Genomic DNA, 14742 nt, shown 5'->3' on the forward strand with positions numbered 1-14742 from the left:
GAAATTCAAGCCTTACCGACCATATTCAACAGGTAACTAAAAGGTTCCCCATGTCTGGCCAAACTCCCCTGCCTGCAACTCCCATTGATTTGCCCCTGTTGCCTTTGCGTGATGTGGTGGTGTTCCCCCATATGGTCATCCCGCTGTTCGTCGGGCGACCCAAGAGCATCAAGGCGCTCGAAGCGGCCATGGAAGCCGAGCGTCGCATCATGCTGGTAGCCCAGAAAGCTGCTGCCAAGGATGATCCGCTCGTTTCCGACATGTTCGATGTTGGCTGCGTGTCCACGATCCTGCAGATGCTCAAGCTGCCTGATGGCACGGTGAAGGTTTTGGTGGAAGGCCACCAACGCGCCTCGGTCAACAAGATCGAAGAGGGAGAGTCCCACTTCACTGCCAATGTGACACCGATTGAGGTGGTCGAGGTTTCTACCGACAAGGCCCGTAGCAAGGGCAGTGAGGTGGAGGCTTTGCGCCGCGCTGTGATGCAGCAGTTTGACCAGTACGTCAAACTCAACAAAAAAATTCCTCCTGAAATTCTCACGTCGATTTCCAGCATTGATGACGCGGGCCGCCTGGCGGACACCATCGCTGCCCATCTGCCGCTCAAGCTGGACAGCAAGCAGGCTGTGCTGAGCCTGCCCAGCGTTAAGGATCGCTTGGAAAATCTGTTTGAGCAGATCGAGCGTGAGGTCGACATTCTCAACGTGGACAAGAAGATCCGTGGTCGCGTCAAGCGCCAGATGGAGAAGAACCAGCGTGACTTCTACCTGAACGAGCAGGTCAAGGCCATCCAGAAGGAACTGGGCGAAGGCGAAGAGGGCGCAGACATCGAAGAGATCGAGAAAAAGATCAAATCTGCCAAGATGCCCAAAGAGGCCCTGAAGAAGGCCGAGGCAGAGCTGAAGAAACTCAAGCTGATGTCGCCTATGTCGGCAGAGGCCACCGTCGTGCGCAATTACATTGATGTGCTCACTGGTCTGCCCTGGACCACCAAGACCAAGATCAAACACAACCTGGCCAATGCAGAGGCCGTGTTGAATGAAGACCATTACGGCCTTGACAAGGTCAAGGACCGTATCCTGGAATATCTCGCAGTGCAACAGCGCGTGGACAAGGTCAAGGCACCTATCCTGTGTCTGGTCGGCCCTCCGGGCGTAGGCAAAACCTCTTTGGGCCAGTCGATTGCGAAAGCAACCGGGCGCAAGTACGTGCGTATGGCGTTGGGGGGGATGCGTGACGAGGCCGAGATTCGTGGCCACCGCCGCACCTACATCGGCGCGATGCCGGGCAAGGTGCTGCAGAGCCTGTCAAAGGTGGGTACCCGTAACCCGCTGTTCCTGCTCGACGAGATCGACAAGCTGGGCACGGACTTCCGTGGTGACCCGAGCAGCGCGTTGCTGGAAGTACTGGATCCTGAGCAGAACCACAAGTTTGGCGACCACTACGTCGAAGTCGATTACGACCTGAGCGACGTGATGTTTGTGGCAACGTCCAACTCGATGAACATTCCGCCAGCGCTGCTGGACCGGATGGAAGTGATTCGCCTGTCGGGTTACACCGAAGACGAAAAGACCAATATCGCCATCACCTACCTGTTGCCCAAGCAGATGAAGAACAACGGCGTCAAAGATGCCGAGTTGTCGATCAGCGAAGAAGCGGTGCGTGACATCGTGCGTTACTACACCCGTGAGGCCGGCGTGCGGTCTCTGGAGCGCGAACTGTCCAAGATTTGCCGCAAGGTGGTCAAGGGCCTGTTGCTCAAGAAATTGGAGCCCCAGGTACAGGTCACGGTCGACAACCTCAACGACTACCTGGGAGTGCGCAAGTACACCTATGGCCGTGCAGAGGATCAGAACCAGGTCGGTCAAGTGGTTGGCCTGGCTTGGACTGAAGTCGGTGGCGACCTGCTGACCATTGAGGCCGCACTCACGCCGGGCAAAGGCGTCATCACCCGCACCGGCTCACTGGGCGATGTGATGAAGGAATCTGTGGAAGCTGCGCGTACCGTGGTGCGCAGCCGCTCGCGCCGCCTGGGCATCAAGGATGAAGTGTTCGAGAAGAAGGACATTCACATCCACGTACCCGATGGTGCGACGCCCAAGGATGGCCCTAGCGCGGGGGCCGCCATGGCGACCGCGTTTGTGTCTGCGTTGACCGGCATTCCTGTGCGTGGTGATGTGGCCATGACGGGCGAAATCACCTTGCGCGGTGAGATCACTGAAATTGGTGGTTTGAAAGAAAAGCTGCTGGCCGCGCTGCGCGGAGGCATCAAGACTGTGCTGATTCCAGAAGCCAATGCCAAGGATTTGCAGGACATTCCCGAGAACGTGAAGAACGGTCTGGAGATTGTGCCTGTGCGCTGGATCGACAAGGTGCTGGAACTGGCTCTGGAAACCATGCCTGTGCCTTTGCCAGAGGAAGAAGTCGTTGCCACGCCCGCAGTTGCGGCGGCCGTCCCTGCAGCGGTTCCACAGGAGTCTGTGAAGCATTGAGGAAGTTTGTGCGGACTTTTTTCGTGACTTTCAAAATCGCCAAAAAAGTGCGCTATAATTCGAGGCTTGAAATGCGGGAATAGCTCAGTTGGTAGAGCGATACCTTGCCAAGGTATAGGTCGAGAGTTCGAACCTCTTTTCCCGCTCCAAATTTCGAAAAGGGAAGCAGTCGCTTCCCTTTTTCTTTAGTTGGAAATAACACGGCGCGGTAGCAAAGCGGTTATGCCCCGGATTGCAAATCCGGTTAGTCCGGTTCGACTCCGGACCGCGCCTCCAGAATATTCTGGATTCAAGTGCCCCGTCGGCTCCGGTTGACGGGGCATTTTAATTTCGACGGATCCTTTTCAAGGCCAGTCTTCTCTGAAGACTGCGCTTTTGTTTGACAATAGACCGTCTGTGCCCGAGTGGTGAAATAGGTAGACACATCGGACTTAAAATCCGCCGCTTCGTGAATAACGGGCGTACCGGTTCGATTCCGGTCTCGGGCACCATTACACTCATCCCATGCCACGCTACAACGCTCCCTTCGAGATCCATGTGCACGGACAGGTGCTGCTGCGGGCTGACGTGCAATTCGACCAGCTTCAGGATGCACTCAAGCCGCTGTGGAAGTACGCGGGGGCACGGTCCCTGTCGGACGGCGCGAGCAGCTCCTACGAAGACGAGCCTGGCATCAAATTCGATGCGCAGGAGCACTTGCTGCAGATGTGCTGGACGGTTGCGGGTGACGATGATTTCCGCCAGACGCTGGATGAAGTCTGCATGAACCTCAACGAGTTGGCGGAAGCCGGTGCGGCGATTGAGGTGACCTTTTACGACGCTGACTTTGACGAGGAAGAGGGGCAATCCGGCGCCGAATCGCGTGACGATTTCATGATGCTGTTTGTAGGGCCCAATCCTGCAGCCATCATGCAGGTGCAACGCGACCTGTTGGTGCAAGACCTTATCAACATGATGGAGCGCCACTTCGATGGTGCGGAACTCGGCGGTGTGGTGGCTGAAGTAGACAAACTGTTTACCCAGCGGTTTGACGCACTGGTCAGCTCACTGGAGATTGGCCGTCCACCGCGGGGGCCGGGTGGCGGTCATGGCGGTGGTCACGGCGGTGGCAGAAAGCCCCGGCATCTGCACTGACATTCCGCGTCAGCTCGCTTGAAGACGGCTCACCTATACTGTTACTACACGCCTGACCCGCAGTTGGCATCCCCCTTATTCAGCGCTTGGTGAACCGAAGAACGACGCATACATGCTCAAGAAGATCAGCGTAGAACAGCTTACCCTTGGCATGCACCTGAAGGAGTTTTGTGGCTCCTGGATGGAGCACCCTTTTTGGCGCAGCGGTTTCGTTATCACCGACCCCAAAGACATCACCACCATTCTTGCCAGCAGCATCAAGGAAGTCTGGATTGACTGCGACAAAGGGCTTGACGTAGCGGTTGGCCAGTCGGCCATGTCTGAAGAAGAATCCGAAGCGCAGGTCGAGGCAGAACTACTACAGGCGGTTACCGAGCAGCGGGAGCTGGCCCCGGTCTCCGCCGATATGGAATTCGAGCGTGCTGCCAAAATTTGCCTGCAGTCCAAGCAGGCCGTGATATCCATGTTCCAGGAAGCACGCATGGGCAAGGCGGTTGATACCGGCGGTGCCCGGCGCTTGGTCGAGGAGATTACCGACTCTGTCACCCGCAACCCTGGGGCTCTGATCAGTCTGGCCCGGTTGAAGACTGCGGATGACTACACCTACATGCATTCGGTCGCTGTGTGCGCCATGATGGTTGCGCTGGCCCGGCAATTGGGACTGGACGAAGAACAGACCCGTTTGGCGGGTATCGCTGGTTTGATGCATGACTTGGGCAAGGCGGCCATGCCCATGGAGGTGCTGAACAAGCCCGGCAAACTGACGGATGGCGAATTCGCCATCATCAAGACCCACCCAGAGGAAGGTTACCGCCTGTTGCTGACGGGCCAGGACGTTGCTCCGCTGGTGCTGGATGTCTGTTTGCACCACCACGAGAAAACAGACGGCTCAGGCTACCCCAAAGGCCTCAAAGGGGATGCAATAAGCCTGTTTGCCAAGATGGGGGCGGTGTGTGACGTGTACGACGCGATTACCTCCAATCGGCCCTACAAGTCTGGGTGGGATCCGGCGGAGTCTTTGCGAAAAATGGCAGAGTGGGCCAATGGGCACTTTGATCCCAAGGTGTTCCAGGCCTTCGTGAAAAGCCTGGGCATCTACCCTATTGGCTCACTGGTGCAGCTGAGTTCGGGGCGTCTGGGGGTGGTGATTGAGCAGACCGGAAAATCCCTGACCACACCGTGCGTCAAGGTGTTTTTCTCCACCAAGTCGAATATGCGCATCGTGCCCGAGGTGATCGATCTCTCCAAGCCGGGCACCACCGAAAAAATTGCGAGCCGTGAAGATCCCGCCAAATGGCGTTTTGCGGATTTGAACGAGCTCTGGTCCGGTTTGCCCAGTGCCGCACGTTGAGAGTGAAATAGCGCTCTAGCCCTTATGGGCCCTGCGCGAGCAGCTATAAAAAAAGGAGCGAATGCCCGTTGCCAGGCATTCGCTCCTTTTTGCTTCAGCAGCCGCGCGTAATCGGCATTTCTACCGGTTTCGGGTTGACCGCGTACTTGCCCAGCTCCAGCTTGGCAATCGCGTTGCGGTGTACTTCGTCCGGGCCATCGGCAAAACGCAGTGTGCGCGCTGCGGTGTAGCTGTAGGCAAGCGGGAAGTCGTCGCACATGCCGCCGCCGCCGTGCACCTGCATGGCCCAGTCGATGACCTCGCAGGCCATACTGGGGGCGACCACCTTGATCATGGCGATCTCGTTCTTGGCGAATTTGTTGCCACCCATGTCCATCATCCACGCCGCCTTGAGTGTCAGCAGGCGTGCCATATCGATCTTGCAGCGGGCTTCGGCAATGCGTTCTTGCGTCACGGTTTGTGCGGCCACCGGTTTACCAAAGGCGATGCGGCTGGAAGCGCGCTTGCACATCAGCTCCAGCGCGCGCTCGGCCAGGCCGATCAGGCGCATGCAGTGGTGAATCCGACCGGGGCCAAGGCGGCCTTGGGCGATCTCAAAGCCACGGCCTTCGCCCAGCAGGATGTTGCTGACGGGCACACGCACGTTCTCGAACAGGATTTCCATGTGGCCGTGCGGCGCATCGTCGTAGCCGAACACATTGAGCGGTCGTACGACGGTAATGCCTTTGGTGTCGGCCGGGACCAGCACCATGCTTTGCTGCGAGTGACGTGGGGCTTCCGGGTCGGTCTTGCCCATGGTGATGTAGATCGCGCAGCGTGGGTCTCCTGCGCCCGAGATCCACCATTTGCGGCCGTTGATCACGTACTCGTCACCCTGGCGCTCGATACGGGTGGCGATGTTGGTCGCGTCACTGGAGGCCACATCGGGTTCGGTCATGGCGAACGCGGAGCGGATCTTGCCTTCCAGCAGGGGCTTGAGCCAGCGTGCCTTGTTTTCTTCGGAGCCATAACGGGCGATGGTTTCCATGTTGCCGGTGTCGGGCGCCGAGCAGTTGAATACTTCGCTGGACCAGAGCACGCGACCCATGATTTCGGCCAGGGGGGCGTATTCCTGGTTGGTCAGTCCGGCACCGTGGTAGCCCGAGGCTTCAGCGCTGTCCACCGGCAGAAACAGGTTCCACAAACCGGCGGCTTGTGCCTTGGGTTTGAGGTTCTCGATGGTTTGCAGCGGTGTCCAGCGTTTGCCGGCTGCCGTGTTGGCCGTGATCTCGGCGTGGTAAGCGGCTTCGGACGGGTAGATGTGCTCATCCATGAACTTTTGCAGTCGTGCCTGAAGCTCTTTTGTTTTGGGGGAATAGTCAAAGTCCATGGGGTCTCCGTTGAAATAAGGTGCGTTTGAAGTGTTGAGGACTGAGCTGCGTTATGCGAAGGTCTGCCCCTCAAGGGTTCATGATTTCTGTGCAAACTGCCAGGCCATTTCCGCCAGTGGGCGCGCACCGGCAGCTGAGCTAACGGCCTGGGCGCTGGAGGCGGTGCCGGCCTCCACGCGTTTGGCAATGCCTTGCATGATGGCTGCGATGCGAAACATGTTGTAGGCCATGTAGAAATTCCAGTCGGCCTTGAGCTGTTCGGGGCGGACCAGGCCGGTGCGTTCGCAGTACAGGCGGATGTAATCGTCTTCCAGCGGGATGCCCAGCGCCGCAAAGTCCAGCCCGCCGATACCGCGGAACACGCCCGACGGAATGTGCCAGGCCATGCAGTGGTAGCTGAAGTCGGCCAGCGGGTGGCCCAGTGTGGAGAGTTCCCAGTCCAGAATGGCGATGACCTTGGGGTTTTCGGCGTCGAACATCAGGTTGTCCAGGCGGAAGTCGCCGTGCACGATGCTCACCATGCTGTCATCCTTGGCCATCGCCGGAATGTGCTGCGGCAGCCATTCCATCAGTTTGTCCATCTCGGGAATAGGCTGGGTGATGGAGGCGACGTACTGCTTGCTCCAGCGGCCAATCTGGCGTTCAAAGTAGTTGCCCGGCTTGCCGTAACCTGCCAGCCCGCGTTCTGCAAACTTGACGGTGTGCAGCGCAGAGATCACACGGTTCATTTCATCGTAAATGGCGCCGCGCTCAGCAGGTGTCATGCCGGGTAAGGCCTGGTCCCACAGCACACGCCCCTGCATGAACTCCATCACGTAAAAGGCACGGCCAATCACGGACTCGTCTTCACACAGGCAGTACATGCGGGGCACCGGCACGCCGGTTCCATGCAGCCCGCCCATCACTGCAAACTCACGCTCTACGGCGTGGGCCGAGGGCAGCAACTTTGCCACGGGTCCGGGCTTGGCGCGCATCACATAACTCTTGGCGGGCGTGATGAGTTTGTAGGTGGGGTTGGATTGGCCACCCTTGAACATTTCCACACTCAACGGGCCGACAAAACCTGCCAGATTTTTGTCCAGCCAGGCAGTCAGGGCAGCCGTATCAAAAGCGTGTTTTTCGGACACGGAACGCGTACCTACAAAATGGTCGAAATCGCTCATGGGGTGGTCGTGGGTTGGCTCAGTTGTCAGATTCAATGATGCGCATCAGCAATGCGCGGTCGCGTATCACCAGGCCGCCCGGCTCGATGCGGATGGCGTCCTCGCGCTCCATGGCCTTGAGCTCCTGGTTCACGCGCTGGCGTGAAGCGCCCAGCAACTGCGCCAACTCCTCCTGCGCCAGTTGCAGGCCAATGCGTATTTCGCTGCCGTCGCTCAGGGAGGGTACGCCGTAGCTGCGCACCAGGTGCAGCAGCTGCTTGGCCAGGCGTGCGCGCAGGGGCAGGGTGTTGAGGTCTTCCACCAGGCCGTAGAGCTGGCGTATGCGGCGCGAGTGCAGGCGCAACAGCGCTTCGTACAACTCCACATGCGAAGCCAGAATTTTCTTGAAGTCGGCCTTGGCCACACACAGGATGGTGCTTTCCCCGTGGGCGTAAGCATCGTGGGTGCGCCGCTCGCCGTCGAAGATCGACACATCGCCAAACCAGATGCCCGGCTCCACATAGGTCAGCGTGATCTGCTTGCCCGAGATGGAGGTGGAGCTCACGCGTATCGCGCCCTTGGCGCAGGCAATCCATTCCTCCGGCGGTTCTCCGCGCGCACCAATCAGGTCGCCGTCTTTGAAGCGTTTGACATAAGCACATCGGAGGATGTCGTGTTTGAGGGATGGGGAGAGCGAAGAGAACCAGCGACCGCCGTTGATCGCTGCGCGTTCCTCAATGGTAAGAATGGGTTCGTCCATAGCCTGTCTTTTCGGTGACTGTGTGCATTGGTGCAGACCTGTGCATTGTCACCCCCGCGACCCCATCCTGCGCAGGTCTTTGTCACCTGCGTGTCTGCGCCTCTGAGTCCGTCTTATGCCTCGACGTGCAACAGGCTCAAACCGATGGCGCCGCGCCTGCGCAGCCAGGGGCTGGGGCGGTAGCGCTGGTCGCCATACACCGTTTGCATGTTGAACAGTACTTCCAGCACATTGGTAGGGCCATACAGGTTGCCCATGGCCAATGGGCCCAGCGGGTAACCCAGGCCCAGTGTGACGGCGGTTTCCAGATCCTCGGGTGAACAGATGGATTGCTGGCAGATGTCGCTGGCGATATTGACGATGTTGGCCACCACGCGCTGGCTCACAAAACCCGCGCTGTCGCGGATCACGCTGACGGCCTTGCCATCGCGCGCAAAAAGCGCATGCGCTGCATCACGCATGTCGGTACGCGTGGCAGGGTTGGTCGCCAGCACACGCCGTTTGGTCGTGGCATCGTCCACCAGCATGTCAATGCCCACGGTACGTGCCGGGTCCAGCCTTTCCACCACGGCCACCGTCGTCACGTCAAAGCCCAAAGGCGCCACCAAGGTCAGCGCTGTGGGTGAGGGCGATTGGCCCGTCTCGATGGTGGCGCCCAGGTTTTTCAGCAGCATCAGCAGTTCCACACGCCGTGCGGCGCGCGGAGACAGCCACACGGGCGGCATTTCTTCCACCACGGGTACCGCGGGTTCTGGCGCCGTTTGCGCCGCACCGTCGATGTATTTGTAAAAACCTTCACCGACCTTGCGCCCAGTCATTCCACCGGTCAGGCGCTGTGCGGTGATGACGCTGGGGCGGTAGCGTGCTTCCTCGTAGTACTGGTGGTAAATCGACTCCATCACCGGGTGGGAGACATCCAGCCCGGTCAGGTCCATCAACTCAAAAGGTCCGAGCTTGAAGCCGATCTGGTCGCGCAGGATGCGGTCCACGGTGGTGAAATCGGCCACGCCTTCCGACACGATACGCAGCGCTTCGGTGCCGTAACCACGCCCTGCATGGTTGACGATGAAGCCGGGCGTGTCCTGGGCCTGTACCGGTGTGTGCCCCATCTGCCGCGCATAGTCAGCCAGTGCTTTGCAGACTGCGGCATCGGTCTTCAACCCGCCAATGACTTCCACCACCTTCATAAGCGGGACCGGGTTGAAGAAGTGAAAGCCCGCAAAGCGCTGCGGATGCTGCAGACCCGCCGCAATGGCGGTCACCGACAGGGACGATGTGTTGGTGGCCAGCACGGTACCCGGCGAGACCACCGCTTCGAGTTCCTGGAACAGGCGTGTCTTGATATCGAGGCGCTCCACGATAGCTTCGATGACCAGATCACATGCGGCCAGTTCACGCAGCTCCTGCACGGTGGTCACGCGGTCCTGGTAGGCCTGCGCATCCTGCGGGCTGATGCGCTCCTTGTCGCGCAGTTTTTCCCACTGGGTTTTTAAATGCGCCTGGGCGGCCGTGGCCGCTTGGGCCTGTGTGTCATACAGATAGACCTTGCTACCCGCCTGTGCGGCAATTTGGGCAATGTCCCTGCCCATGGCGCCGGTACCGACGATTCCGATGTGTGCGTAATGTGGTGTCATGCCTTAATTATCGCCATGCCTTGGTGGCAGCCCAAACGCGTAACTATCCGGGTATGCGAAAATCAAATCCATAAATGAAGCCATCCTTAACGTTGAAATCGTCGCTGCTGGGGTTTATCTTGTTGTGCCTAGCGGCAGGCAGTTCCGCATTGACTCTCGGCCGTGTCCGCGGCGCAGTGATGCTGGGGCAGCCGCTGGAAGTCAGCGTACCGGTCCAGGTGGATGCCGAAGAGGGTGGTGTGGCCCAGTGTTTTGAGGCCGATGTTTTCTACGGTGATACGCGATTGGAAGCCAGCCGCGTGGTGATCAGTGCCGACGCGGCGACCCAGGGAAACACGGTGCTGGTCCGCGTATCAGCCTCCCCGCGTGTGGATGAGCCAGTGGTCACGGTGTATCTGCGCGCCGGCTGCGCCCAGAAAACATCGCGCCGTTATGTGCTGCTGGCAGACCTGGCCAGTGAAGTATCTCCCCCGGTCGCAACCCCTGCACCTGCGGCCAGAGCGGTGCCTGCACCAGAGCCTGTACGCGCGGCACCTGTCGCTCCCCAAGAGCCTGCCCGCTCCACTGTTGCGGCACCCCAGAAAGCTCAGAAGGCCCAACCTGCCCGGGTGGAAAAGACCGAACCTGTAGCCTCCGCACCGCGCAAGCCGGAACAGGCCGCACCGTCCCGCAAACAGGCCCGTTTGAAACTGGCGCCGCTGGATTTGCCCGAACGTGACCCAACCCTGAAGCTCAGCTCCGAGCTTCTTTCTGCCCCGCTGGAAGACTTGCAAAAACGCGCCGAAGCCATTGCAACGTGGCGCGCGCTGAACGCCACACCGGAAGACATGCTGCGCGAAGATGCCCGCATGCACGCGATGGAAGGCGACCTGAAGAATCTGCAGGCATTGACGGCCAAGAACAAGCAGAGCTTGTCGGATATCACCACCCGGCTGGAGCAGGCAGAAGCCCAGCGTTATGCCAATCCGATGATCTACGGCCTGATTGCGCTTCTGGTGCTCTTTGGTGCTGCGCTGGTATTCGCATGGACGCGTTTGCGCGATGCCAGCCGCAGTTCTGCGCCCTGGTGGCGTGATTCGGTGAAGCCGGAGACCGCGCGTACTACATCCGGTGTTGCGGCTGAGCAGGACGAAGACCATTTCTCGGGAACACGGGGCGACACGGATTCGCCCATCACGCTGGCTCCTGCTCCGTTTGCTGCGGCACCAGTCGGCATGGCCTCGGTGGATATTGATCTGGAGCTGGGCGAGCCGGACTTTGCCAGTGCGATCAAAGCACCGCCTGTTGCGCAAATGGCCGCGCGCCCGACGGCGCAAGACCACCATGGTTTTTCTTCGAGTGCATTGGGCTCGCTGCGTGCCATCAATACCAAGGAGATGCTGGACGTGCGCCAGCAGGCTGAGTTCTTCATGACACTGGGGCAGTACGAAGAAGCTATCACGCTCTTGAAACACAGCATCAGCGACAGTGGAGAGGCCAATCCGCTGGTCTACCTGGATTTGCTCAAGGTGTTTCACACCCTGAGCCGCAAGGACGACTACGACCACTACCGCGACGATTTCAACCGCTTGTTTACCGGCCATGTGCCCGTGTACACGGCGTTTAACCGGGGCGGCAACAGCCTGGACGCCTACCCCGAGGTGTGCCAGCGCATCGCAGAACTCTGGCCGTCACAAGATGCGGTGGACTACATCGAGCGCTGTCTGGCGCGTACGCCAGGCGCATCGGAAAACCAGGAATTCGATCTGGAGGCCTACCGCGAGCTGTTGATGCTGCACGGGGTGGCCCAGCGCATGGACGGTGCATCGGATTCGGCCCTGGCGCCTTTCAGCGCTGTCCGAAGCGTGCCTTACCTGAGCGGTGGCGGGTCTTACGGGGCCGAACCCACTATCGCGGTGCCTGTCGTGCAGGTTGAATCCGCATCGGTGGACCTGGATTTGTCGGAGCCGGAGCACAACCTCATTGATTTTGAGGTGTCCGGTTTTTCCCAAACAGGCCCACTTACCCCGCCCAAGCCCAAGGCCTGAACCCAATCTAGCGGCGCACCTGCAGGGCGCCGGGGTTGATGATGTTGGTAGGTGTGCCGCGGATGAAGTTGATCACGTTGTCAAAGGCGGCGCCAAAGTACATCTCATAACTGTCCTGCTCCACGTAGCCGATGTGGGGAGAGCAGACACAGTTCTCCAGACGCAGCAGGGCGTGCCCTTGCAGGATGGGCTCGGTTTCAAACACGTCGACCGCCGCCATGCCGGGGCGGCCCCGGTTAAGTCCACCAATCAAGGCATCGGTTTCTATCAGCTCGGCGCGGGAGGTGTTGACCAGCAGCGCCGTGGGCTTCATGAGCGCCAGGTCGGACGTATTGACGATGCCGCGCGTCGCTTCGTTAAGCCGCAGGTGGAGCGACAACACATCGCAATGCGAGAAAAATGCCTCGCGGCTGGCCGCCGCCGCGTAACCATCCTGTGCGGCCTTGGCGCGCGATGTTTCGCTGCCCCACACCAGCACCTGCATGCCAAACGCCTTGCCGTAACCGGCAACCAGTTGGCCAATCTTGCCGTAGCCCCAGATGCCCAGTGTCTTGCCGTGCAGGCGCGTGCCCAGACCAAAATTGGGGGGCATGGAGCCGACTTTTAAGCCGGATTGCTGCCACGCGCCGTGTTTGAGGTTGCCGATGTAGTGGGGCAGACGGCGCATGGCGGCCATGACCAGTGCCCAGGTCAACTCGGCGGGCGCAATGGGTGAGCCCACGCCTTCGGCCACGGCAATGCCGCGTTCGGTACAGGCCTGCACGTCCACATGCTCACCAGCGCGCCCGGTTTGGGCAATCAGCTTGAGTCGGGGGAGTTTGTCGATCAGTTGCCGCGTCATGTGGGTGCGTTCGCGGATCAGCACCACGATATCGGCGTCCTTCAGGCGGACAGCCAACTGTCCCATGCCTTTGACCGTATTGGTATAGACCTTGGCCTGGTAGGCATCGAGCTTGGCAGCGCACTCCAGCTTGCGCACAGCATCTTGATAGTCATCCAGAATCACAATATTCATGCCGTCATTGTGCCTTGTTGGTAGGGGCTCCAAGCGGGGTATCTCTGTAACCGACAGCAAAGTTGCCACCAAAGCACTACTATCCGCGCTTCTGTTTTCCAAAGGCCAACTATGTCCATCTCCATGTCATCCGCCAGCGTTCCGGTATTCACCCACATGTTGGGCAATCTAAGCCATTTGCTGGACAAGGCGCAGACCTATATTGATGAAAAAGGCTGCGATCCGGTCGCCCTCACCCAATTCCGCCTGGCACCCGACATGCTGCCGTTCACGGGGCAGATACTGATTGCCTGTGATGCCGCCAAGAACGGCGTGGCCCGTATCTCGGGTGTGGAAGCCCCCAAATTTGCCGACACCGAGCAAACCATTGCGGAGCTCAAGGCGCGCATCCAGAAAACGCGGGACTATCTGGCCACCGTACCGGCAGCGGCGCTGGACGGTACCGAAGACAAGGACATCACCTTTCCCGTGGGGCGCGAGCGCACCCGCACCATGAAGGCCGAGGACTATCTCAAATTGTGGGTGTTACCCAATATGTTCTTCCACATCACCACGGCCTACGCCATCCTGCGCCACAACGGTGTGCCAGTGGGCAAGCAGGACTACCTGGTGGGCGGTCAGGGCTGATGTGAAGGGGCCCTGCGCGCAGCCGGGCGTTCTGTTGCGTAGCCCAAAAAGACCTAGAACAGGCTCTCAGTGGCAGGTGGCTTCGCTGGCGGCCAGGCGGTCCAGCTCGGCGCATACGTCGGCCATGCGCCCGGAGATCACCATGCGGCCCACGCTGGCGCGGGTCTGGCCGGCCTCCAGCACACGCACCACACGCAAGGGCTTGCGATGGGCATGAATTGGGGCTATAGCCCGCGCGGGTATTGCGCAAGCAGCTACCAATTTAGGAGCAATTTTAGTAACCGCCGACGCATGTGTCGCGGTTCGCTGCGGGTTGGCAATGGCATGTGGCAGCGGACGGGCCGGGGTGCCGATCCAGCGCAGCAAACCCTGCAGGGGCAGAAAAACACCGGAATGGGCAAAAAGCGCGAGGTTCATAAGAGGCCTTGTAAGTGCTGCTGGTTCACATGAGCATGGTGTTGCGGATCAGGCCGACGGCCAGGCCTTCAATCTCGAAAGGCTCGCCGGGTTCCACCACGATGGTCTGGTAGTCGGGGTTCTCGGGGTGCAGCTCGATCAGGTGTTTGTTGCGGCGAAAACGCTTGACCGTGACCTCGTCGCCCAGGCGGGCCACCACGATCTGGCCATTCTTGGCGTCTTTGGTGGCTTGCACGGCCAGCAGGTCGCCGTCCATGATGCCGGCGTCGCGCATGGACATGCCGCGTACCTTGAGCAGGTAATCGGGCTGGCGCTGGAACAGGCTGTTTTCTACATAGTAGGTCTGGTCCACATGCTCCTGGGCGAGAATGGGCGAGCCTGCGGCTACCCGACCAATCAGCGGCAGGGCCAGTTGGGCCAGGTTGGGGAAGGAGAGCTGCTTGAGGCGTGTTTCGTGGATGGAGCGCAGCGTGTCACTCTTGAGGCGGATGCCGCGCGAGGTGCCGCTGACCAGTTCGATGACACCCTTGCGCGCCAGCGCCTGCAAATGCTCTTCGGCGGCGTTGGCAGACTTGAAGCCCAGCTCAGTCGCGATTTCGGCGCGCGTGGGGGGCGCACCGGTGCGGGCAATGGCGCTCTGGATCAGGTCCAGAATCTGCTGTTGGCGGGCGGTGAGTTTGGGACTCTCAAGCATGGCTGACTCCTTAAAAATGGGTCGGTACTGGCTGTGGGTCTATACACACTGTTTTATCATCCAGTACCTGTATTTTTAA

At 59.7% G+C, this 14742-nt stretch carries 12 protein-coding genes and 3 tRNA genes; 8 read left to right on the top strand and 7 right to left on the bottom strand.

The genetic code is table 11. From position 1 onward, the window contains the following. Positions 1–50 precede the first annotated feature (50 nt). From lon to RS694_RS08155, 6 genes are all read left to right on the top strand, one after another. Positions 51–2492, top strand: coding sequence for an endopeptidase La (gene lon, locus RS694_RS08130; protein ID WP_029708727.1), 2442 nt, complete (start codon positions 51–53; stop codon positions 2490–2492). Between the two features lie 73 nt (positions 2493–2565). After that, positions 2566–2641: transfer RNA gene (locus tag RS694_RS08135), tRNA-Gly, on the top strand. Positions 2642–2694: 53 nt separating this feature from the next. Next, positions 2695–2768, top strand: a tRNA-Cys gene (locus RS694_RS08140). 122 nt (positions 2769–2890) lie between these two features. Continuing rightward, a tRNA-Leu gene (locus tag RS694_RS08145) sits at positions 2891–2983 on the top strand. Between the two features lie 13 nt (positions 2984–2996). Next, positions 2997–3626 carry a DUF6806 family protein gene (locus tag RS694_RS08150; protein WP_029708728.1) on the top strand — a complete coding sequence of 210 codons (630 nt, stop codon included), beginning with the start codon at positions 2997–2999 and terminating at the stop codon, positions 3624–3626. A gap of 112 nt (positions 3627–3738) precedes the next feature. Beyond that, the gene (locus RS694_RS08155) at positions 3739–4977 is read left to right on the top strand and encodes an HD-GYP domain-containing protein (protein WP_029708729.1); all 1239 of its coding nucleotides are present in this window, start codon (positions 3739–3741) and stop codon (positions 4975–4977) included. A 94-nt stretch (positions 4978–5071) separates the two neighbouring features. Here the strand turns inward: RS694_RS08155 and RS694_RS08160 are convergent, their stop codons facing one another. The 4 genes from RS694_RS08160 to RS694_RS08175 form a co-directional block, all read right to left on the bottom strand. Then, a complete protein-coding gene (locus tag RS694_RS08160; RefSeq protein ID WP_029708730.1) occupies positions 5072–6346 on the bottom strand; it encodes an acyl-CoA dehydrogenase family protein in 1275 nt (424 codons plus the stop codon). Between the two features lie 78 nt (positions 6347–6424). Beyond that, positions 6425–7510, bottom strand: coding sequence for a phosphotransferase family protein (locus tag RS694_RS08165; protein ID WP_029708731.1), 1086 nt, complete (start codon positions 7508–7510; stop codon positions 6425–6427). Between the two features lie 19 nt (positions 7511–7529). Further along, positions 7530–8249, bottom strand: a complete 720-nt coding sequence (locus RS694_RS08170; protein WP_029708732.1) for a Crp/Fnr family transcriptional regulator — start codon at positions 8247–8249, stop codon at positions 7530–7532. 113 nt (positions 8250–8362) lie between these two features. Further along, on the bottom strand, positions 8363–9883 hold the full coding sequence (locus tag RS694_RS08175) for a 3-hydroxyacyl-CoA dehydrogenase (protein WP_029708733.1): 1521 nt from the start codon (positions 9881–9883) through the stop codon (positions 8363–8365). 74 nt (positions 9884–9957) lie between these two features. Between RS694_RS08175 and RS694_RS08180 the strand changes: the two genes are divergently transcribed. Beyond that, positions 9958–11910, top strand: a complete 1953-nt coding sequence (locus RS694_RS08180; RefSeq protein WP_152528865.1) for a type IV pilus assembly protein FimV — start codon at positions 9958–9960, stop codon at positions 11908–11910. A 7-nt stretch (positions 11911–11917) separates the two neighbouring features. Here RS694_RS08180 and RS694_RS08185 read toward each other — a convergent pair whose 3' ends face one another. Further along, positions 11918–12925 carry a D-2-hydroxyacid dehydrogenase family protein gene (locus tag RS694_RS08185; RefSeq protein WP_029708735.1) on the bottom strand — a complete coding sequence of 336 codons (1008 nt, stop codon included), beginning with the start codon at positions 12923–12925 and terminating at the stop codon, positions 11918–11920. A 111-nt stretch (positions 12926–13036) separates the two neighbouring features. Here RS694_RS08185 and RS694_RS08190 point away from each other — a divergent pair, with 111 nt between their 5' ends. Beyond that, positions 13037–13552: a DUF1993 domain-containing protein gene (locus RS694_RS08190; RefSeq protein WP_029708736.1), complete on the top strand. Its 516-nt coding sequence runs from the start codon at positions 13037–13039 to the stop codon at positions 13550–13552. Between the two features lie 66 nt (positions 13553–13618). Here the strand turns inward: RS694_RS08190 and RS694_RS08195 are convergent, their stop codons facing one another. After that, positions 13619–13969 (bottom strand): hypothetical protein, encoded by a 351-nt coding sequence (locus tag RS694_RS08195; RefSeq protein ID WP_029708737.1) that lies wholly within the window; start codon positions 13967–13969, stop codon positions 13619–13621. Positions 13970–13994: 25 nt separating this feature from the next. Continuing rightward, complete coding sequence (gene lexA, locus RS694_RS08200) at positions 13995–14663, bottom strand: transcriptional repressor LexA (RefSeq protein WP_029708738.1); 669 nt, start codon at positions 14661–14663, stop codon at positions 13995–13997. Between the last annotated feature and the right edge of the window lie 79 nt (positions 14664–14742).

This window comes from Rhodoferax saidenbachensis, assembly GCF_001955715.1.
Lineage (GTDB): Bacteria > Pseudomonadota > Gammaproteobacteria > Burkholderiales > Burkholderiaceae_C > Allorhodoferax > Allorhodoferax saidenbachensis.